Here is a 21,899-nt window from a genome sequence, read left to right as displayed (position 1 = left end):
CTTTAAGCGCTTTCCAACATATTGACACTTAATAGAGTTATTTTTCACAATCACTGGTAATGACAACATAACCACAAAATATAATGGCAAGATGGAGGAATAGACATGATAGGATTTACTGAAGAAGAAATGCGTTCCAAACAGGCAATTCATACGGCGACAGAAATTACCCAGCAGCCTGAAGTGTGGAAAGAACTGACAGCATCTCTTTCCGAACAAAAGCAATCTTTGAATCGTTTCATAGATTCGATTTACGCAAAACATAATCAGGTTCGTGTAATTTTGACCGGAGCGGGAACATCAGCGTTTATTGGTGATACGCTTGTGCCCGTACTGCGCAGGGAAAACAAAGGCAATGTTCAATTTGATGCTGCTCCTACAACAGAAATTGTTTCAAATCCTGAAGAATATTTGCAGGAAGATGTTCCGACCATCATGGTGTCGTTTGCACGGTCTGGAAACAGTCCTGAAAGTGTAGCAACCGTGGCACTTGGTGAACAGATTATCAACGATTTCTATCAAGTTGTCATCACATGCAATAAGGACGGGAAGCTGGCAGAGAATACAAAGCAGGATGAAAATGCCGTAACAATCCTGACTCCGGACAAGGCGCATGATAAAGGCTTTGCGATGACAAGCAGTTTTACTTGTATGTTGATAACAGCACACACACTGTTTACATCGAAAAGTTTTAACGAACATGTCATCACCGCCGCTGAAAAATTGATAGAATCACTGCCGGGCAGTGTTCGTGAAATTTTAAACGTTGATTTTGAACGGATCGTTTATTTGGGATCGGGCATGTTGGGGCAATTATCCCATGAGGCCGCATTAAAGATGCTGGAATTAAGTGCGGGTAAAGTGGTTGCACTTCATGAGTCTTCACTTGGATTTCGCCATGGCCCGAAATCGATTTTGAACGATAATTCAATTGTTGTCGTGTTTATGTCGCAGGACACATATACCCGTAAGTATGACATGGATATTTTACGGGAAGTTGCCGGTGATGATTCGAATATGAAGGTGATTGCACTTACGGACAAAGAGGATGCAGAGGTTTCCGCTCTGGCTGACTGGACAATCCCGGTCACAGACGGAAGCGAAAGTCTCTCCGAGGATTTCCATCTTGCGTTGCTTTATGTGATTTTTGCTCAAACACTTGCACTGCACAAGTCACTGCAGCTTGGTATAACACCGGATAACCCAAGTCCGGACGGCCGGGTGAACCGTGTTGTGCAGGGTGTAACAATCTATGATTATGCTGAATAAGGTGTGCTATTTTTTCTAAGCAGTTAAGAAAATATAAATACTTTCTTACTGCATAAGCGCAACTATGGCATTCGCAATAGATTTTGACGAATGCCAAGTTTTCTAATTAAAAACGGAGGGGATGAGCTGAATGTCTGGTCCAAATTTATTATTGACAAGGATTGATAACCGTCTGATTCATGGGCAGGTTGGCGTTACATGGGTGAATCATCTGGGAGCTAACCTTGTAGTGGTTGCAAATGACAAGGTGGCAGAGGATGAGGTGCAGCAAAACTTGATGGACATGGTTTTACCTGATGTCATTCAAACACGATATTTCACACTGCAAAAAACAATTGACATTATTCATAAAGCAGCACCACGTCAAAAAATTTTCATAGTTGTACGTGACGTGCATGATGCACTGGTCCTTAAAGAAGGAGGTGTACCAATTGATCATATCAATGTAGGGAACATGCATTTTGAAGAAGGGAAGAAACAGATTTCTTCTACAGTATCTGTGGATGATAAGGATATTGCGGCATTTAAACGTCTCGATGAATTAGGAGTTGAATTGGATTTACGACGGGTTCCTGAAGAACGGGGACAGAATATAATGAAGTTACTTTAGGAGAAAAATCATAAAATGGGAGGGGTTTGTCTATGCTGCTGGAAGCCTTATTAATAGCACTGTGGGCCGGTATTGCAGGTATCGACCTGTATGTTGGTCTTACCCATATGCATCGCCCTGTAGTAACAGGCTTGGTAGTTGGACTCATTCTTGGTGATTTAACAACCGGACTGATTATTGGAGGAACACTGGAACTCATTTGGATGGGGATGGTTCCCCTTGCTGGTGCACAGCCGCCTAACGTGGTGATTGGCGGTGTTGTTGGTACAGCGTTTGGCATTATTTCTGGTCTTGAGCCACAGGCGGCAGTTGGGGTCGCTATTCCATTTGCTGTTGCTGTTCAAGGGTTAATCACACTGTTCTTTACTTCATTTGCACCGATGATGCATAAAGCGGATAAATTTGCAGTTAATGCCAACTATCGTGGTATTGAAGGTATAAATTATTTGGGTATTGCGATACTTTTTGTTTTCAATGCATTGATTGCATTCCTGCCAATCTATTTTGGGGCAAATGAAGCAACTGCATTTGTGGAAACGGTACCACAGTGGATAATTGACGGTCTTGCTATTGGTGGTGGTATTATGCCGGCAATAGGATTTGCGATCTTATTGAGAATTATGCTGAAGACTGAATACGTGATGTTTTTCATAGTGGGGTTTGTATTGGCAGCTTATTTAGAATTGCCGATACTTGCAATTGCGCTGCTTGGTTTAGCAATCGCACTGTATGATTTTTATCAAAATAAAAATAGACCGAGCCCAGGAAATTCCGCTGGAGAGGAGGAAATTACTGATGGAATATAAGTATGAGAATCCATCAAGTGCTCCGGAATTAAAACCGAAACAATTACGGCATCTGGTCTGGCGGTCTCTGGTATTGCAGGCTTCATTCAACTACGAAAGAATGCAGGCAGGTGGATGGCTTTATTCGTTATTACCGGGGCTTCGCCAAATTCATAAAAACAAGAAAGATTTAAGTAATTCAATGAAAGAACACCTTGAGTTTTTTAACACGCATCCCTTCCTTGTAACGTTTATTATGGGAGTCATTCTTGCAATGGAAGGAAAGAAAGAAGACAGGGAAGCAATCCGCGGTATTAAGGTTGCAACGATGGGCCCTCTCGGAGGAATTGGTGACGCACTGTTTTACCTTACATTGCTGCCAATTACGGCAGGTATCGGTGCATCGCTTGCCTTGGAAGGGAATATACTTGGACCAATTGTCTTTTTGGTTATGTTTAACATTATCCATTTTGGTGCGCGTTTTGGGTTGATGACTTATGGATATAAAACAGGTGTTAAAGCAATCAGTAAACTGAAAGAAGGAACACAGCATGTATCCCGTGCGGCGTCTATTGTCGGGGTAACTGTTGTTGGAGGATTGATTGCAACGTATGTGGCATTAAAAGTTGACTATGTATGGAAAATGGGTGAGGGAAAGGAAGGAAAGTTGAATATCCAAACAGAGGTTTTGGATCAAATTATGCCGGCGATGCTTCCTTTAGCTTATACACTTTTGATGTATTGGTTATTAAAGAAAGGACTCTCCCCATTAATATTGATTGGTATAACAGTCGTGGTTGGATTGATTGGTTCCTTTTTTAATATATTGTAAGACTATGGAGACTGGGACATATCTATTAAAGCAGAAAATATATTTTCGGAGTGGAATATATGCACCACTATCGTTTCTGGTTTTCAGAACATTTTTGTCCCAGTCTGCTATAAAATGTACCGTTGAAAGGAAGGTTAATGTGATTGGAATAGTGTTAACTGGTCATGGTTCCTTTCCACAAGGGATGCTTGACGCAGTAGAGCTTATCACAGGAAGAGTAAAACAGGCAGATGTTATCAAGTTTGAAGAAGATAAAGACAAATTGGAAAAAGACATTGAAGCGGCAATCGAAAATGTGGATACAGGTAATGGTGTTGTCTGTTTTGCAGATTTAGCAGGCGGGACACCTTTTAATGTATGTGCAGGTATTGCAGCTGCCAAAGAGAATGTTAAGGTAATTGGTGGTACGAATTCACCGATGCTGTTAAGTGGTATGTTTCAGCGTGAGTCACCTATCGACGATTTTGTGGATTCGGTAATTCAAGAAGGAAAAGATAATATCAAACAGTTTGAAATGAAGCAAAAGCAAGCTGCTTCAGAAGAGGAAGGAATTTAATTTTAAAGAGGGTATAGCATGACTTATTTTATTAAAGCAGATCGTTTTTTACTTGAAAACGAAGAAAAAACTAACGGATATTTACAAGTTGAACATAATCGGTTCAGCTCATTTGTTGATGGTATTCCGGAAAATGCGGAAGTTGTCGACTGGAGCGGCTATACGATCGCTCCCGGTTTATTTGACACGCATATCCATGGCATTAACGGCCATGACATTATGGATGGTACTGTTGAGGCGGTTCATGGGATTTCAGATGCCATTTTACCGCTCGGTGTTACCCGGTTTTTGCCAACGACATTGACGTCTTCAAAGGAAGCGTTGAATGATGCGGTTACTGCGGTTACTAGAGCAGTGAAGCAGGGCTTAAAGGGTGCGCAGTCGGAGGGTATTTTTCTGGAAGGGCCTTATTTTACGGAGAAACATAAGGGTGCACAAAATCCGGTATATTTTCGTGACCCGGATTATGCAGAGTTTCAGAGGTGGCAAGAGCTTGCAGATGGTTCGATTGTAAAAATAGCCCTTGCTCCTGAACGGGAAGGCTCGCTGGAATTCATCCACGCTGTCCGTGGTGAGGGTGTTTTGCCGAGTTTGGCTCACTCTGACGCAGACTTTGAATGCTGTATGAGTGCTGTCGATTCCGGTGCCGGGAATTTTGTTCATTTATTTAATGGAATGTCAGGATTGCATCATCGTGAACCTGGAGTTGCCGGTGCAGCCTTGACGAATCAACGCGCATTTGCCGAATTAATTTGCGATGGGCATCATGTCCATCCAGATGTTGCCGTACTTGCTGAACGTTTGAAGGGTGATAAATTATCACTGATTACCGACTGCATGCGGGCTGGGTTAATGCCTGACGGTGATTACCACCTCGGGGAGTTCCCGGTTGTCATGAAGTATGGGATTGCGAGAACCGAGACAGGATCATTGGCAGGCAGTACCTTAAAGTTGATTGACGGCATTAAAAATTTGCATTTGTGGAGTGGAAAGGCTTTGTATGAAATCTGGCACCGTGGCTCGCTGTCACCTGCAGCTAGTCTGGGCAGGGATGATGAGCTTGGCAGTATTGCCAGTGGAAAAATTGCTGATTATGTTGTCATTGATGATGATATTTCTGTTCAGGCTGTTGCCGTAGCAGGTGATATTAAGTATCGTAAAAATAGGCAGGTGGATGTATGATTTTAACCGTTACTTTAAACCCTTCCGTAGATATAAGTTACAGGTCTGATACCTTTTCGTTGGATAAAGTTAATCGCATTGCAGACGTTTCAAAAACGGCCGGTGGAAAAGGGCTAAATGTTGCACGGGTTTTGCGGCAGCTTGGTGAAGACACTGCTGCGACAGGCTTTTTAGGCGGCAGCCTGGGTGCTTTTATCCGAACAGGAATTTCAAGTCAAGGTATCAAGGACTTTTTTGTAAAAATAGACGGGGAAACACGTAACTGTATTGCTGTCATTCATGAAGGGCGACAGACGGAGATTTTGGAGGCTGGTCCGTCCATCAGTAAAAATGAGTCATCTCAATTTATCGATGCTTTTTCCGAATACGTTCAAAATGTTGAAGTTGTGACTATTTCCGGAAGTTTGCCAAAGGGACTGGTAAAAGATTTTTACGCAAAACTTATTAAAACTGCTAATTCAAACGATACACCCGTTTTACTGGATACGAAAGGTGAGCTTCTTGCCCGCACACTGGAACACGCTGACAAGCCCTGGTTAATTAAACCGAACCTGGACGAGCTGGCCGATTTAGTTGGCGAAAAACCGACTGATGAGAAACAGATTTGTGATGCATTAAAGCAAATTAAAGGGGGGGTCCCCTGGGTAGTTGTTACAACGGGGGCACTCGGAGCTTTTGTGAAACACGAAGAAACGTTGTACCGGGTAGGGATCCCTGCTGTTGACGCAGTAAATCCTGTTGGTTCAGGGGATGCCGTGATGGCCGGTTTTGCCGCCGGTTTAGCACAGGGATTGAAAGGTGAGACATTTATTAAATATGGACTGGCAATGGGGGTCCTGAATGCTATGGAGGCGCAAACAGGTTTCGTTAATCCGGAGAAAGTAAGCTGGTGTATGGAACAGATACGTGTGGACAGCATTTGAACTAATTGTTAACGGTAGAAGGGATTAAAATTTTTATTGTTTAAGAACAATGTAGAAGTTTATGCCCTAAGCTCAGGAATCATTTTAGTGCAGAGTTGGCACGTTTGTCGGGAAGTTCGCACGATTTCGAGCAAGGTTCGCATGTTTGGCTGGAAGTTCGCACGATTTCGAGCAAGGTTCGCACGTTTTAAAGCTATCGGCATTAAGATAAGCTAAGTTTTCTAAGAATGGAGGACAATTATATGAAACTAACACCAGGTAAAAAACGCGGGTTAGAGCTGATTTCCGATGCCGACCATGTCGTTCTGGCAACCGCGATGGATCAGCGCGGTTCACTCGGGAAGATGATTACATCATTTAATGACAGCGTTACATATGCAGAAGGATTACGTCATTTTAAAGAAGGTGTCAGTGAGGTGCTGGGAAATCAGTCATCATCATTACTTCTTGATCCTGAGTACGGATGGGATGCGGCAAATAAACTGGACGAAGGTATCGGTTTAATTATGGCATACGAAAAAACCGGATATGATACATCTGAAAAAGGCAGACTTCCAAATTTGGTTGATGATTATGCTGTCCAGGATTTGGCGAACAAAGGTGTCAGTGCGCTTAAACTATTAATCTATTATGACCACAATGAAGATGAAAAGTATAATCGGATTAAAAAAGCGTTTATAAAACGCGTTGGTGATGAATGCAAGCAAAATGACCTGCTATTTATTTTAGAACCTGTTTCGTATAGTGCAGAAGGATTAGGGTCAAAAAATGCTGCGTTTGCCAGAAAAAAACCAGCAATTGTGGAGTATTTCATGGAGGAGTTTTCCAAAGAAGAATATGGGATTGATTTGCTGAAGGTGGAAGTCCCGGTCTCTATTTATCATATTGAAGGATACGAGGAATACGGTAATTATGATCCCGTGTTCAGTAAAGAAGAAGCGGTAAATTATTATCGCACATGTTCCGAAAAGAGCCGTCTGCCGTTTATTTATTTGAGTGGCGGAGTAACCAATGAACAGTTTATTGAAACACTGTATTTTGCCAAGGAATCCGGCAGTTCGTTCAGTGGCTGTCTATGCGGAAGGGCGATTTGGAAAGATGGTGTAAAACCATTTGCCAAGGAAGATGAGGAGGCGTATTACGGGTGGCTTGAAACAACGGGCTCTGAAAATTTGGCTAAAGTAAAACAGGCCATTAAGGATACAGCAGCACCATGGACTGAATTTGTGGAATAGATTGCTATTAAAAAACCAAGTCCGGATTTTCCGGGCTTGGTTTTTCTCATTTCATAGGAAACTATAAAATTTAATACTTGTGGATATTTTTTATATTAATGAAAAGCCACGTCCGGCTCCAGCGCCCAGCAATAGCAGAGGTTTTGATGGGACGAGCTTTAGCGCAGTCCCAAACTTCACACTTCCTCTCTACGATAAAGAAGACTTGCCGATTGGTGAAACCAGAGGCTTAGTCGCACTTATACCCTTGCGGTGAAAGTCAACATCGGTTCGTAGGTAAAGGAAGGCCGACTAAAACCGGCCTTTGCGGCCAACGTCGGTATACCCTTTTTGCAAGGGCATGTTTCCTTTATCTTATTTAAGGAAGATCGGCTAAAACGCCGCTTTGCGCGGCAACGCCGACCCACCCTGCATGGCAGGGCGCAGTTTGTACGTTGCTAAACGGGCGCTTACGCCTTTGTTCTTGCCGGGTGTGTACTTGATAGACAAATCAGTGAGGAAGTGGTACTATAAAAACTATAAGTAAAACTTTTATTAAAAATATTACTATTTTTGCGACGGTAATTTAATATGATATTGGAGTGGTAACTTTTGAAATATGGCCTGGGGGTTGATATCGGCGGTACCAAGGTTGCAGCAGTTATAATTAATCAGGCAGGAAAAATTATTCGACGGAGTGAATTGCCAAGCAAGCCGGATGATAAAGAGGGCATGTTTGAACAGGTCACCAAAACGATTGACCGACTTTTTTCGGAAGCAGAGTTTGATATTTCGATGGTAAGCGGCCTTGGTGTAGGAATACCAGGGAGGGTCGATCAGGGAAAAGGTGTGGCTGTTTTTCAAAATAACCTGCAATGGCGTAACTTCCCAATTGTAGCAAGACTGCAAAACTATTATGATATTGACAACGTTGTAATCGACAACGATGTTTATATGGCGGCATTTGCTGAGTGGAAATCAATAGGTGCAATGGATAGTGATACATTTGTATATGTTACAGTCAGCACAGGAATTTCTTGTTCTATTATTCAAAATGGATCGTTCCTTCGCGGTGCCGGGTTCGCTGGGGAAATCGGTTTGCTTCCGGTTGCAGGGCAAACGAAGGATAAATTTGTTCACAGGCTAGAAGATACATCATCCGGACCGGCAATCCAAAGAGCTGCCAGAGATCGATTTAAATGCCCCGAAATGACCACAGAAGCTATTTTAAAGAGATATGAATCAGAAAGTTCCGAAGCAACGTCTGTATTGGACGGAGTTATTGATGAATTAGTACGTGGTGTATATTGCATTATTTGTCTACTGGATCCACATCAGATGGTATTTGGCGGCGGTGTAATAAATCATCACCCATTTCTATTGGAATTAGTAGAAAAAGAAATAAACCATTATTTAATTGATGAGCAAAAAAGTGCCTTGTCAAGGATGCATTTGAGCTTCCTAAAAGGAGATTCAGGTGCTGTAGGAGCGGGTCTTAAAGCAATAATGAACAGAGAGGAGCGATCATATTGAAAAAAGTAAGAGCACTGTTAATCGGAGCAGGTGATCGAGGAGCAAATGCCTACGGACCCTATGCTGTTTCCTATCCACATGAATTGGAGTTTGTAGCCGTAGCTGAGTTGAATCCTGAAAAAAGGAAGGCTTTTGCCAAGCTGCATGGAATTTCCAGTGACCACTGTTTTGAAACATGGGAAGATATGCTTGAGGAGCAAATTAAAGCTGACGTTACGTTTGTATGCACATTGGATTCACATCATTATAAGCCGACTGTCAGAGCACTTGAGGCTGGCTATCATGTTCTGCTGGAAAAACCGATGTCGCCTGATCCCGATGAATGTATTAACATGCTTGATACTGCCAAAAAGCATAACAAACTTCTTACGGTTTGCCACGTATTACGATATACGCCTTTTTGGAATAATATTAAGAAAATCATTGATAATGGTGATATTGGCGATATTGTTTCCATTCAGTTGAATGAAAATGTCGAAATTATGCATATGTCACATAGTTTTGTCCGCGGAAACTGGAATAACAGCAATGATTCAAGTCCAATGATTTTGCAAAAATCGTGTCATGATATGGATATATTAATGTATCTGATGGGGCAGAAATGTAATCATGTCAGCTCATTCGGATCACTCATGCATTTTACGGAGGCCAACAAACCTGAAGGAGCTCCGCTTCGATGTCTTGATGGCTGCCCTGTGGAAAATGAATGCCAGTTTCATGCAGGGCGTTATTATTTAGGTGAAGGAAAAGGGTGGGCAAAAAAATTTACAACAGATCACTCAAGAGAAGGAATTATTAAAGCGTTAGAAACCACACCATATGGGAAATGTGTTTATCAGTCTGATAATAATGTCGTCGATCATCAGGTTGTCAATCTAGAATTTGAAAATGGTGCAACTGCAACGTTCAGTATGTGCGGATTTACACGGGAGCAAACACGAATTGTTCAGATTATGGGAACAAAAGGAGAAATCAGGGGAAAGATGGATGAAAACTCAATATCCGTGTTTGATTTTCTAACACAAAATGAAACAGTGATTCATTTGAATGAGCCATTAAGCGGCCATGGTGGAGGTGATGAAGCAATCGTAAGGGATTTTCTTCAGGAAGTAAAAAACCATCAGGAGTCGGATGTTCCATCAGCCGCTGTATCACTGGAAAGTCACCTGCTGGCATTTGCTGCAGAGGTTTCGAGACTTGAAAATGGAAAAGTTATTCATTTGGATGATCATTTCAAAAAAGCTGATGAGATTTCCTGATCTGTGTTCCGGCTAATCCTGTCGGCAGAACGTATAAAAATGCTATACTTAATACATTAACTGCCGAGTAGGAGGGGACATGAATACATGGCGACAATTAAAGATATCGCGAATAAGGCTGGAGTTTCATCTGCGACCGTGTCACGGGTGCTTAATTATGATGCCAGTCTATCTGTTTCTGATGAAACGAAGAAAAAAGTGTTTGAAGCAGCAGAAGAGCTTTCGTATAAAAAAAGGAATGGAAAACGATATGCAGGGCAAAAAATTGGCGTTGTTCATTGGTATACGGAAAAAGAAGAACTGAGTGACCTGTATTATTTATCCATTCGGCTAGGTATTGAACAACGATGCAAACAGCATGAACTGTATCCGGATATATATTTCTTCAATGATATTGAATCAATAAATGCCGCAGAAATTGATGGGATTATCGCTGTCGGGAAATTTAGTGAACAGCAGGTTGATGAATTGACCGCTATTAATGAAACCATCGTTTTTGTCGATTACAGCCCTAATGAAGAAAAGTATGATGCAATTGTTATCGATTTTGAAAAGGCAACGAAAAAAATAATTGATTACTTTATTTCCACTAATCACAGGGAAATCGGCTTTATTGGAGGAAGCGAGTTACTGAAAGGTGAAGCTAATGCATTGGAAGATTTGCGGGAAAAAACGTTTAAACGTTATATGCGTGAAAAGAATTTGTATAATGAGCGTTTTGTTTATAATGGATTGTTTTCCGTAGAGGATGGTTATAATCTGATGGCTAAGGCTATTGAAGATCTGCAGGAAGCGTTACCAACAGCTTTTTTTGCAAGCAGCGATGTGATGGCAGTCGGTTGTTTGCGTGCATTACATGAGTACGATATCCCGGTACCGGAACGGGTCAGTCTGATAGGGATTAATGATATGTCCATTTCAAAATACGTCTATCCATCACTCAGCACCATAAAAGTGTACACCGAACTCATGGGAGAAACGGCCGTTGACACATTAATTGAGCGTTTTGAAGGCAGGAGCATTCCCAAAAAAATATTCATATCAACAAAATTGGTAATTCGAAAAAGTGTGAAACAGTAAGTGGAAGACACTATGAGCAGTCTGTCAACATAGGCTCTGCCCAATTTCAATGTAAACGAAAATGTAATATAAGCAAATTACAAAAACGGAACGGGATAAAACCAGTTTCGTTTTTTGGTTTTCCAAAGAAATAAACCGGATTTTATGGACAGTATGACCCCCTTGTGTTATTATTAAAAAAATTAGTAAACAATTTACTAATTTGATTATTGGGTTTTCTGAAAACTACAGGGAGGTTATTTTATGGAGGGGAGATTACACAAGTTATTTACGGTTTTCCTACTTATTCTGGTAGGGTTGTTTGTTGCCGGCTGCAGTAATAACTCTGATGAAAGCGGTGACAATTCAACTGATGGAACAAAACAAAGCGGTCAAAAAAACACCGAACTTGCTGATGAGCAAGTATTGCATTTTGTTCGCAATGCTGATTTGCCGACTGTTGATTTGTCCAAAGCGACGGACACAACTTCAGCTGAAGTGATTCAACGTACACATCCGGGATTAATTACATTTAAAAACCAGGAAATCGTTCCGGAAATGGCTGCTGAAATGCCTGAAAAGAATGAAGACGGTACAGTATATACATTTAAACTCCGGAAAGATGTTAAATGGTCGAATGGCGATCCGTTGACAGCACAGGATTTTGTGTTTGCCTGGCGACGATTGATTAAGCCCGAAACAAAATCGCAATATGCTTATATTATGGGGATTGCAAATGTTAAAAATGCCAATAAGATAATGAATAAAGACAGTGATATTTATGGTCAAGTCGAAAAATTAGGTGTTAAAGCAATTGATGAACATACATTGCAAGTTACGTTGGAATCTCCAATTCCGTACTTCACCAGTTTAATGGCGTTTAATAAGTTCGCTCCATTAAATGAAAGTTTTGTAAAGGAACAAGGAGATAAATATGCAAAAGAACCGAAGAATCTTCTAACAATTGGCCCTTATAAGTTAACAAAATGGGAACATGGTGTCAGCTGGACTCTCGAAAAGAACCCTGATTATTATGCAGCAAATGAAGTAAACATTACCAAAGCGACATTTAAAGTGGTGAAAGAAGAAAACACGCAATTAAGTCTTTATAAGTCAGATGAAATTCAGGTTGATTCACTTACATCGGAGCAGGTTGATGCATACAAAGATACACCTGATTTCCAGCGGATAGCCGGTAATTGTATTTTCTGGTGGCAGCTCAATGCAAAAAAAGTACCTGAGTTCAAGTATGACAATGTCCGAAAAGCAATGTCCATGATTATCGATCGTGAAGGCCTTGTGAACGTGCTGCTCAACAATGGTTCGATTGCAGCGCAATATGTAGTGCCAAAAAACTTTGCTAAAGGTCCTGATGGCGAGGACTTCCGGAAAGGTAGCGAAGATTATCTTCCTGGTGGTGTGGAAGAGGCAAAAAAGCTATGGAAAAAAGCAAAAGAGAAAAATGGCTTTGATACGCTTAAAGTAGAATATGTTACAACTGATGGTGATTCGGCAGCACAGATGGGTGAGTACATGGCCAATCAGCTTGAACAATTGGAAGGGCTGAAAATCAACATTAAAAAGTTACCTTGGAATGCCTACCTTGATTATGTTCAGGGTGGAGAGTATGAGCTGGATGCTGGATCCGGTTGGTGCCCTGATTATAAAGACCCTATGACTTTCCTGGGGTACTGGCATTCCGATGGACCAAATGAGAACGTTGGTTTGAATACTGAAGATTATGATAAATTAATTGATCAAGCTAGGAAATATGCCAAGGAACAGAAGCCAAAAAAACGTTGGAAAACGTTAAAAGAAGCCGAAAAAGTATTAATTGAAAATGCATATACCATCCCGACATATCAAAATGGGGAATCCATGATTGTAAAACCATATGTGGAAGGAATTGTTTTCCAAAGTTTTGGTATTGAGACATATTTCAGAGAGGCGGAAGTGTATAAACATTAGAATTGTTTACCTGCCTGCTGCTTTATTGGGCAAGGGCCATCGAAATACTTCAAAGAACTAAGCTGCTTTAATTACAGCTTGGTTCTTTTTTAGCAGAAAAATAAAACTTTCTTACTGCATAAGTACAACTAAAACTAAAACTGTCACCTAAAGGCTTGGAGGTGTTTAAAGGGAGGTATGGGAATTCATACTCGTTCAGGATGTTTTTGCAACAAAGGTAGATGAAGAAAGGAAAGTGCAATTATATTTAGCGATATTGTATATGTATGATTTTAGTTGACAGGGCGAATAACTGTTCTATAATAAAAAATAAACGCTTAAATTGATTTGTGTTGTAGGTTAAGTGTTAATGAATATAAATATACTAATAGTGGGAGAATCTGTTTTTGATTTTTATAACTTGGTAAAGGAAAAATATTACGGTGAAATTATAAAGCATCATCAAGCGGTTGAGAATCTGTCAAATGAGAAAATCAAGGGTATAGTTAATAATGTTCCTTCTACTGTCATGTCTGATATTCATAAAGAATTAGTAACTAAAATTTTAATTACCCGAAGAGATTACCTATTAAGTAAGGAGCATTTAAATGGATAAAATGAATCGGTTAAAAAAGCTGCTAGTCTCATGGAAAGGAACCCAAACCGGCAAAAATTATTTTGTGGGAGTGTTGGAAAAAAACTTCGATGAGTACATCTTTAAGTATAACAAAAGTATTGTGAAAGAGGCTAAAAGTGAAGGGTTTACGCCATTTGTTGGTTTAAACGACTTAAGCAAGGAGTATAAAAGTAACAAACTTTTTTCAGTATTCGAGAGAAGATTACCAAATAAAAATAGAAATATCTTTAAAATGGTTGTAAATGAACATAATTTAAATGAGTCTGATGACCTTGACTGGGAATATTTAAGAATTACAAAAGGACAACTCGCTACAGATTCGATTAGTTTTCTGGAACCCGTGGTTGTTGATAGTGGAAATATAAGCTATAAAGGTGAAATAGCTGGATGGTCACATACACGGGATTATAATAGAGGGTTCAGCATAAATGATTTCTTAAACTTAAAAACTAATTTAGTCGATAACACAAGTGAAGAAAAAGCTGTTGAATTGATTGATCCTCAAAATAATGATGCGAGAGTTGGTTATATTTCTAAGCCTTATAATGACTTTTTTTTTCAATTGATATTAAAAGGTTACCAGATAAACGCGAACGTTGTATCCGTAGACCAAAATAGTGGAAGGCCAACAGTAGAAGTTACTTCGAAAGTTAATCCGGAAGATGTTAAAGAATGTGGATGTGATTATATTATTACTTATGAATAAGGACTCAAGAGTACTATTGCCGTTAAAAGAGTGAAAAGCAGGTTCAGCTACGTTTGCTGTTGAGAATAACGACTTGTGAATGGGAACGCAGGTGAAAAGATTTATAACTTTTATTATGTAATGAAAAACGGCCGTCAATTGTCAATTGGCGGCTGTTTAATATGATTATCGCGGCTTCAATTCTTATATTTCTATTCACTATCCAATTCCAACCTTATTCATATTCAAGATCACGACACCCGACAGAATCAGCAGAACACCAAGCACACTTGCTAAGGACATTGCCTCTTTCCAAACCACTACTCCAATGATGATTGTCAGAGCAGTTCCGATGCCTGACCATAAAGCATATCCGATACCCAAAGGAATTGTTTTTAAGGACATGCCTAATAAGAAAAACGATAAAACATAACTTACAACGACGATAATGGATGGGAACAAATTGCTAAAACCATTGCTTGATTTCAGTGCCGTCGTTCCAACCACCTCAGCGATTACTGCAATAAGAAGGTACATCATGCCTGCCATCACTTCATTCCTCCTTTGTAAGCTGAATCAGCCTTTCCAGCACCAGCTTCCGTTGACTTTTTTCCAACGGAGCCAACCCAAAAATTTCAGAAAACCAAAGACCATCCACAGCCAATCGCAAAACTGTTGCGTTAATCGGGTCAAATCCATCTTGCTCGATGTTTTGCTGCCACTCTTCATATGCATCCTGGACAGGCTTCAAGAGATCAGGATTAATAGCCGCTGCTGCCATTAATCCGGCATCCATGTTTTTATCAGGCGTACTTTGCTGATAGGTTTCCTTAATAAAAGCACGTGTCCAACGGCCTTTTTGTACAGGATCCTGATCTGCTTCTTTTTTGATGTTTACAGCGTAATTTTCGAACAGATGCTGAACCATGCCTTCAATTAACGCATCTTTAGACGGGAAGTGGTATAGTAGTCCACCTTTACTAACGCCAGCCTGTTCTGCTGCCGCCTCCAATGTTAAATCCAATATTCCATCTTGCTGTACAATGTTTGAAGCTGCCTTGAGAATTTTATGTCGTGTATCATTGTTAGCCATTGTCAATTACCTTTCTGTGATGATTTTCTAAAATTAGTATACCGTCTGGACGGTTTTGTTGTCAAGGAAATAATTATCCAATCCAGAATCATTGTTGAATATTTATCGGGGAGGTGTAGGGCTAGAATTTTTTAATACAGGTGAATTTAAACCCTCCATTCGACACTATTTCCCGGGAAATAACAATTTTAGACGGCAGACTTTTTAACTGACCGGTATTCCTTTCTACCAATCCAAGAAAACGGTATAATGTCAATAAATTCAGTCTGAAAGGAGATGGTCATATGTTCGAGGATACACAACAATCATTGACAATCGGAAAAGATTTACCAATAGAAGAAAGGCGAGCGGCATTGGAGCAACGCTTTCCGGAGTGGCCGCGACATACGGTTGCGGAGCATTTTTCGGTAATGTGCCAGCAATACGCGGACAGACCGTTCATATACATAGAGGATGAGAAAGTGACATATAAAGAGGTGTGGGCAGAGGCGTGTCGTTATGCCAAATCATTTTTGAATCTTGGTGTGAAACGACGGGAACATATCGCGGTTTTGATGGAAAATGATAAGGTTTATCCATCACTGATGATTGCTGCTTCAATGGTTGGGGCTGTTTTTATTCCAATTAATACGATGCTCAGTCGGGATGAATTGGGGTATATTTTGCGTCAGTCCGATTCCCGCTATCTTTTTATTCATGATCGGATTAAAGGAAACGATACTGTCGGAATTGTGAAGGATTTACTGGATGATTCGGCGTTTCGGGATGCTAGTGTATTGGAGCATGTTGTATGTATGCCGACTAGTAAAAATTCTGGGGACTCACGTTTTATGGAGTGGAGGGAATATTACGCTGGCGGTGAAGGTATTTTAGATGCAGAACTGGAGGCAAGATATAATGCATCATTGTATCCGGATGAGGTAGCGCAAATCATGTATACATCGGGGTCGACCGGTAAGCCAAAAGGCGTCATGCTGACCCATGATCACTTGCTGCGTTGTTCCTATAGTACATGCTTGAGCAGGGCAATTGAGGATGGTCGTGTAACATTTGCTCCGCTGCCATTTTACCATTGTTTTGCTATCGTTGAAGGTATTTTGGCAATGTCGTTTGTCGGTGGGTCGCTTATTTCGGCATCACGTTTTTCCCCGCTTTCGGCTTTGGAAAAAATGGAAGCATACCAGGCAAATGACTTTCTGTGCGTTCCGTCAATGCTTGTTCCACTGCTGAATGAGCCACGGCGGTCAGCATTCGATTTGTCCCATTTATTTGCGATTTGGTGCGGGGCGGCACCTGCTCCCGTTCATGTGTGGGAAAATGCTGTGAAGACGCTTGGCTTAACAGAAATTCTAACCGGATATGGCCAGACAGAGGTGACATCATCCGGTGTGACGACTGAGGTGTCTGATCCGATCGAACGGATCGCGACACGTGTCGGGCGGCCAAAACTCGCTGGTGCTGCAGGTCTTCCTGAATTTAATGGCAGCACAGTACAATATAAAACAAGGGATCCGGAAACAGGTGAGGATTTACAGCCGGGTTCGGTTGGTGCGCTTGTAATCAGAGGTTGTACGGTGACAAAAGGTTACTATCATAAACCTGATGAAACGGCCAAGGCAATTGATAAAGATGGTTGGCTGCATACTGGCGATGTCGGTCGAATCGATGAAAATGGTTATATTGAATTGCTTGGCCGGACAAGTGATTTGTATAAAGTGTCAGGTGAACTTGTCGCGCCACGGGAGGTCGAAGAAGTAATTGCTGAACATCCGGCGGTTAATCAGGTTTTTATCGTAGGCGTCGCGGACAGAGTAACAACCGAAGCTGGTGCTGCTTTTGTGGAGTTGAAGTCAGGTGAATCATGTATGCGACGGGATATTATTGACTGGTGTTCATCGCGGGTGGCACGGTTCAAAGTTCCGCGCTATGTCTGGTTTATCCCAGCATCTGACTGGCCGTTGACAAGTACGAGCAAGGTACAGAAATTCCGGTTGAAAGAAATGGCGGAGGAGCGGCTTGAACGGAGAAGCTGAGAGCAACAGTGGATTTTTAGGATGGACAGGAGTGATGATAATGGGTGAGACATGGCATGAACATGTATTGCGGGTTTATTACAAAGATACGGATCAAATGGGTGTCGTGCATCACGGCAACTATGTAAACTGGTTTGAGATGGGCCGGACCGAGATGATGCAGGAAGCAGGTATAGCTTATCAAGATATCGAGAATCTTGGATTGCTTTTACCGGTCTTGAATCTGGATATCGATTACCATAAATCGGCTGCCTATAATGAATGTGCAGCAGTTTACACAAAAATTGGGCTTTATACACCAATTAAACTGCGATTTGACTATGAAGTACGGCGAATTGCTGAAGAAAAGTTTTTGGAGCAAAAATCGGCAGGCAAAGGGTTGGTTCAGGAACAGGAAGGTGAGCTGCTTGTAAGCGGAAGTACGCTGCATATGTGGCTCAACAAAAAGTGGAAACCTGCCCGTATTGATAAAACTGCTCCAGATATTTTTGAACGAATCAAGCGTGAGGTGCCAAATCAGTAATTGAGGACTGTTATCATGCAAAAAAAGGGGTTTTGAATTTGATTAACCTTGAACAGATTTATCAGGCAAGAGAAAATATTTCTGACATCGCAAAAACGACGCCAATTATGACTTCAAACAGAATTTCTGCTAATGCCGGAAATCAACTTTTTTTAAAGTGTGAACACTTGCAGAAGACGGGGTCATTTAAAATTAGAGGTGCTTCAAATAAAGTGAAAGATGCAGCAGCGCGATTGAACCCGGACGCCATTATTACGGCATCATCCGGCAATCATGGCCAGGCAGTAGCATATATCGCTAATCAACTGGGGGTTCCCTCGACAATTGTTGTTCCGGAAGATGCTTCGGTTAATAAGCTTAAGGCAATCGAATTGTACCATGGAAATGTGGAGTTTTGCGGAACCACGTCTGAAGAACGGATTAACCGGGCGAAGAAAATTTGTGAAGCGGAGAATGGAATCTACATTCCTCCCTATGATGATCCACTGATTATGGCCGGTCAGGGAACAGTCGGACTGGAACTAATCGAACAGGTTGAAGACATTGGTGAAGTGTATGTGCCAATTGGCGGCGGCGGATTAATTTCCGGTGTATTAACAGCAATAAAAGAAACCAAGCCATCCATCCGGGTGATTGGGGTTGAACCAGCAATAGCGAACGATACGTATTTATCGCTTAACAAAGGAGAACGGGTAAATATTGGTGGTACGACGACCATTGCAGACGGATTGCGGACCTCTATACCGGGCGAATTAACGTTTCCGGTGGTCCAGAAATACGTGGATGATATTGTATTAGTGGACGAGGATGCGATTCAGGAAGCTTTTGGGATAGTACTAACAAGAATGAAGCAAGTTATTGAAGCCTCCGCCGCTGTTTCAGTTGCAGCTGCTTTAAGAAGTGCTCCCGACGGCAAGCGAATTGTTGCGCTCGCCTCCGGTGGAAATATTGACAATAAGGTGATTCAGTCATTGCTGAAATAGAGTGAAGCAGCTGTTCTTTAAAGCGATAAAGACCGGAATGGAAAGGGGATCAAAATAATGGACTTGGATTTACAAGGGAAATCGGTAATTGTTACAGCAGCAAGCAAGGGATTGGGAAAAGCGACTGCCAAAAAGTTTGCCGCAGAAGGTGCACATGTATTAATTTCCAGCCGCAGCGAAGAAGAATTGAAGAAAACACGGGAAGAAATTCGGTCGGAAACAGGAAACGGACAGGTGGAATATACGGTTTGCGACATTACGGATGCACTGTCAATCAAAGACTTAGTATCAAAAGCAGTGGAGCTAAACGGCAAAGTAGATGTGCTGATTAACAATGCCGGCGGTCCACCAGCTGGAACGTTTGATGACGTTGATGATGACGACTGGAATCAGGCATTTAAGCTGAACCTGCTAAGTTTTGTACGAACCATCAGGGAGGTGCTGCCCCATATGCGGAAGCAGGGTGCCGGACACATCATCAATCTTGCTTCCTCGTCAATTAAACAGCCCATTGATAACCTGATTTTATCAAACACTTTCAGAGCAGGAATTGTCGGGCTTTCCAAAAGCTTGTCACAGGAATTAGCACCGGACAACATTTTAATTAACACAATCGGCCCGGGCCGGATTGCAACGGATCGGGTAGAACATTTAGATCAGGTAAATGCGGAAAAAACGGGTAAACCTTATGAGAAAGTCAAGGAGCAGGCGGAAAAGTCGATACCAATCGAACGATATGGCGAGCCGAAAGAGTTTGCCAATATGGTTGTTTATCTATGCTCCGGGGCAAATACCTATGTCACTGGTCAGGCATTGCTTGTGGATGGTGGGATGGTAAAGGCGTTGTAACGATACTTAACTGCGGTTTCACTCGCACAGGAGAGTGGGGACACTCATTCTCCCGTTAAAGGTATATAGTGCAGATATGACCAAAATTAAAATCGCACATAAAAGGGTCGGAAGCGCACATATCTGGCACCAAACCGCACATATATCTTTCAGAATCGCACATATACGGTATCAAATCACACATATCTGGGCTTCCTGACCATCCCATGCGCTTCATTTTATGTAAACATGCAAAATATATTTGCGGTAATCCACTGGCACCGCAAATATATTTTGCATTCTATTAATCTTTCATCCTGTCAAATAAGCATTCTAACAATTGGCATGGAATTTGCTAGTATGAAAGTGGAAAGATAAATAATTTTGGGAGGGCTTACATGTTAACACCATATAAACACGAACCATTTACAGATTTTACAGTAGAAGAAAATCGTCAGAAACTGGATGCTGGGATGAAAACGATCCAGGCTGAACTTGGAAAACAGTATGATCTTCTAATTGGCGGTGAACGTGTTTCCACTGAGAAAAAAATCACTTCCATTAATCCTGGAAATAAAGAAGAAGTTATTGGAACAGTAGCAAAAGCAGGTAAGGAAGAAGCTGAAAAAGCAGTTCAGGCTGCAGCTGAAGCTTTTAAAACATGGAAATTTACGAAAGCAGTGGACCGTGCCAATATTCTAATTCGTGCGGCTGCCATTGTGCGCCGCAGAAAAGCTGAATTCAAGGCACTGCTTATTAAAGAAGGTGGTAAACCTTGGAAGGAAGCTGATGCGGATATTGCAGAAGGCATCGACTTCATGGAATATTATGCACGCCAGATGATTGAATTGGATCAGGGAAAAGAAATAAACAGCCGGATTGGCGAGTACAATCGTTACATGTACATTCCGACGGGGGTTGCGGTTACAATTCCGCCATGGAACTTTGCATTTGCGATTATGGTCGGTACAACCGTTGCACCAATCGTGACAGGTAATACGACGATTTTGAAGCCGGCAAGTGCCACACCTGTCATTGCGGCAGAGTTTGTTAATGTATTGCTGGAAGCTGGTATGCCGGATGGCGTCATCAATTTCCTACCTGGAAGCGGCGGAGAGGTCGGCGATTATCTTGTCGATCATCCCAAAACATCCCTGATTACGTTTACCGGATCCCGTGATGTTGGTACACGTCTGTATAGCCGTGCTGCAGTAGTGCAGGAGCAACAAAACCATCTGAAACGTGTTATCGTGGAAATGGGTGGAAAAGATACTGTTGTTGTGGACAAAGAAGCAGATATTGATGTTGCAGTAGATGCAATTGTAACGTCTGCGTTCGGATTTTCCGGACAAAAGTGTTCTGCCGGATCACGAGCTGTCGTCCATGAAGATGTCTATGATGAAGTACTTGATAAAGTGGTGAAGCGTACAAACGAATTGACTGTTGGAGAAACAACGACACCTGATATGTACATGGGTCCTGTTATTGACCAGGGTGCGTATGATAAAATTATGGATTATATCGAAATTGGCAAACAGGAAGGAAAACTTGCTGCTGGCGGTGAAGGAGATAATTCGAAAGGCTTCTTTATTCAGCCAACCGTTTTTGCTGATGTCGATATTGAAGCACGTATCATGCAGGAAGAAATTTTCGGGCCAGTTGTTGCCTTTGCCAAAGCAAAAGACTTTGACGAGGCGCTTGATATGGCCAACAACTCAGAATACGGCTTAACCGGCGCAGTCATTTCCAGAAACCGTGAACATCTGAACAAGGCAACGATGGAATTCGATGTAGGTAATCTGTATTTCAACCGTAATTGTACAGGTGCAATCGTCGGATATCAGCCATTTGGCGGGTTCAAAATGTCCGGTACAGATTCCAAAGCAGGCGGTCCGGATTACCTGGCATTGCACATGATGGCAAAAACAGTATCAGAGACATATTAGAA

Annotated in this window: 21 protein-coding genes; 19 read left to right on the top strand and 2 right to left on the bottom strand. The window is 41.6% G+C overall.

Annotated elements, in window-relative coordinates:
* Positions 1–105 precede the first annotated feature (105 nt).
* The 14 genes from ABD010_RS02280 (at position 106) to ABD010_RS02215 (ending at position 14,512) form a co-directional block, all read left to right on the top strand.
* Entirely contained in the window at positions 106–1,269 is a 1,164-nt protein-coding gene (locus tag ABD010_RS02280) for an SIS domain-containing protein (protein ID WP_343809883.1), read from the top strand.
* A 130-nt stretch (positions 1,270–1,399) separates the two neighbouring features.
* Positions 1,400–1,879 (top strand): PTS N-acetylgalactosamine transporter subunit IIB, encoded by a 480-nt coding sequence (gene agaV, locus ABD010_RS02275; protein ID WP_343809881.1) that lies wholly within the window; start codon positions 1,400–1,402, stop codon positions 1,877–1,879.
* A 32-nt stretch (positions 1,880–1,911) separates the two neighbouring features.
* Positions 1,912–2,685, top strand: coding sequence for a PTS N-acetylgalactosamine transporter subunit IIC (agaW, locus tag ABD010_RS02270; protein ID WP_343809879.1), 774 nt, complete (start codon positions 1,912–1,914; stop codon positions 2,683–2,685).
* Entirely contained in the window at positions 2,675–3,496 is an 822-nt protein-coding gene (locus ABD010_RS02265; RefSeq protein ID WP_343809877.1) for a PTS system mannose/fructose/sorbose family transporter subunit IID, read from the top strand. Before agaW ends, ABD010_RS02265 begins: the two co-directional genes overlap by 11 nt.
* A gap of 139 nt (positions 3,497–3,635) precedes the next feature.
* Positions 3,636–4,052, top strand: coding sequence for a PTS sugar transporter subunit IIA (locus tag ABD010_RS02260; RefSeq protein WP_343809875.1), 417 nt, complete (start codon positions 3,636–3,638; stop codon positions 4,050–4,052).
* 18 nt (positions 4,053–4,070) lie between these two features.
* The gene (gene nagA / locus ABD010_RS02255; RefSeq protein ID WP_343809873.1) at positions 4,071–5,234 is read left to right on the top strand and encodes an N-acetylglucosamine-6-phosphate deacetylase; all 1,164 of its coding nucleotides are present in this window, start codon (positions 4,071–4,073) and stop codon (positions 5,232–5,234) included.
* A complete protein-coding gene (locus ABD010_RS02250) occupies positions 5,231–6,157 on the top strand; it encodes a hexose kinase (protein WP_343809871.1) in 927 nt (308 codons plus the stop codon). Before nagA ends, ABD010_RS02250 begins: the two co-directional genes overlap by 4 nt.
* A 242-nt stretch (positions 6,158–6,399) precedes the next feature.
* On the top strand, positions 6,400–7,392 hold the full coding sequence (locus ABD010_RS02245; protein ID WP_343809869.1) for a tagatose 1,6-diphosphate aldolase: 993 nt from the start codon (positions 6,400–6,402) through the stop codon (positions 7,390–7,392).
* Between the two features lie 591 nt (positions 7,393–7,983).
* Entirely contained in the window at positions 7,984–8,904 is a 921-nt protein-coding gene (locus ABD010_RS02240; RefSeq protein WP_343809867.1) for an ROK family protein, read from the top strand.
* Positions 8,901–10,163, top strand: coding sequence for a Gfo/Idh/MocA family protein (locus ABD010_RS02235; RefSeq protein ID WP_343809865.1), 1,263 nt, complete (start codon positions 8,901–8,903; stop codon positions 10,161–10,163). Before ABD010_RS02240 ends, ABD010_RS02235 begins: the two co-directional genes overlap by 4 nt.
* An 87-nt stretch (positions 10,164–10,250) precedes the next feature.
* Positions 10,251–11,243: a LacI family DNA-binding transcriptional regulator gene (locus tag ABD010_RS02230; protein WP_343809864.1), complete on the top strand. Its 993-nt coding sequence runs from the start codon at positions 10,251–10,253 to the stop codon at positions 11,241–11,243.
* Positions 11,244–11,486: 243 nt separating this feature from the next.
* Positions 11,487–13,190 (top strand): peptide ABC transporter substrate-binding protein, encoded by a 1,704-nt coding sequence (locus ABD010_RS02225; RefSeq protein ID WP_343809863.1) that lies wholly within the window; start codon positions 11,487–11,489, stop codon positions 13,188–13,190.
* Positions 13,191–13,539: 349 nt separating this feature from the next.
* Positions 13,540–13,785 (top strand): hypothetical protein, encoded by a 246-nt coding sequence (locus ABD010_RS02220; RefSeq protein ID WP_343809862.1) that lies wholly within the window; start codon positions 13,540–13,542, stop codon positions 13,783–13,785.
* The gene (locus tag ABD010_RS02215) at positions 13,778–14,512 is read left to right on the top strand and encodes an HIRAN domain-containing protein (protein ID WP_343809861.1); all 735 of its coding nucleotides are present in this window, start codon (positions 13,778–13,780) and stop codon (positions 14,510–14,512) included. Before ABD010_RS02220 ends, ABD010_RS02215 begins: the two co-directional genes overlap by 8 nt.
* 198 nt (positions 14,513–14,710) lie before the next feature.
* On the opposite strand, the gene ABD010_RS02210 is transcribed toward ABD010_RS02215, so the two are convergent.
* Both ABD010_RS02210 and ABD010_RS02205 read right to left on the bottom strand, forming a co-directional pair.
* Complete coding sequence (locus tag ABD010_RS02210; protein WP_343809860.1) at positions 14,711–15,040, bottom strand: DMT family transporter; 330 nt, start codon at positions 15,038–15,040, stop codon at positions 14,711–14,713.
* A gap of 4 nt (positions 15,041–15,044) precedes the next feature.
* The gene (locus ABD010_RS02205; RefSeq protein WP_343809859.1) at positions 15,045–15,584 is read right to left on the bottom strand and encodes a TetR/AcrR family transcriptional regulator; all 540 of its coding nucleotides are present in this window, start codon (positions 15,582–15,584) and stop codon (positions 15,045–15,047) included.
* A 284-nt stretch (positions 15,585–15,868) separates the two neighbouring features.
* Here ABD010_RS02205 and ABD010_RS02200 point away from each other — a divergent pair, with 284 nt between their 5' ends.
* From ABD010_RS02200 to pruA, 5 genes are all read left to right on the top strand, one after another.
* Positions 15,869–17,617: a class I adenylate-forming enzyme family protein gene (locus ABD010_RS02200; RefSeq protein WP_343809858.1), complete on the top strand. Its 1,749-nt coding sequence runs from the start codon at positions 15,869–15,871 to the stop codon at positions 17,615–17,617.
* A gap of 40 nt (positions 17,618–17,657) precedes the next feature.
* On the top strand, positions 17,658–18,140 hold the full coding sequence (locus tag ABD010_RS02195; RefSeq protein ID WP_343809857.1) for an acyl-CoA thioesterase: 483 nt from the start codon (positions 17,658–17,660) through the stop codon (positions 18,138–18,140).
* Positions 18,141–18,178: 38 nt separating this feature from the next.
* The gene (locus tag ABD010_RS02190) at positions 18,179–19,123 is read left to right on the top strand and encodes a threonine ammonia-lyase (protein ID WP_343809856.1); all 945 of its coding nucleotides are present in this window, start codon (positions 18,179–18,181) and stop codon (positions 19,121–19,123) included.
* A gap of 57 nt (positions 19,124–19,180) precedes the next feature.
* Positions 19,181–19,972, top strand: coding sequence for an SDR family oxidoreductase (locus tag ABD010_RS02185; RefSeq protein ID WP_343809855.1), 792 nt, complete (start codon positions 19,181–19,183; stop codon positions 19,970–19,972).
* Positions 19,973–20,349: 377 nt separating this feature from the next.
* On the top strand, positions 20,350–21,897 hold the full coding sequence (pruA, locus tag ABD010_RS02180; protein ID WP_343809854.1) for an L-glutamate gamma-semialdehyde dehydrogenase: 1,548 nt from the start codon (positions 20,350–20,352) through the stop codon (positions 21,895–21,897).
* Positions 21,898–21,899 lie beyond the last annotated feature (2 nt).

It is taken from the genome of Virgibacillus siamensis (assembly GCF_039522605.1).
GTDB classification, from domain to species: Bacteria; Bacillota; Bacilli; order Bacillales; family Amphibacillaceae; genus Lentibacillus; species Lentibacillus siamensis.
Note: the sequence above shows the minus strand (reverse complement) of the source record. Positions and strands in the feature narration are given on the sequence as shown.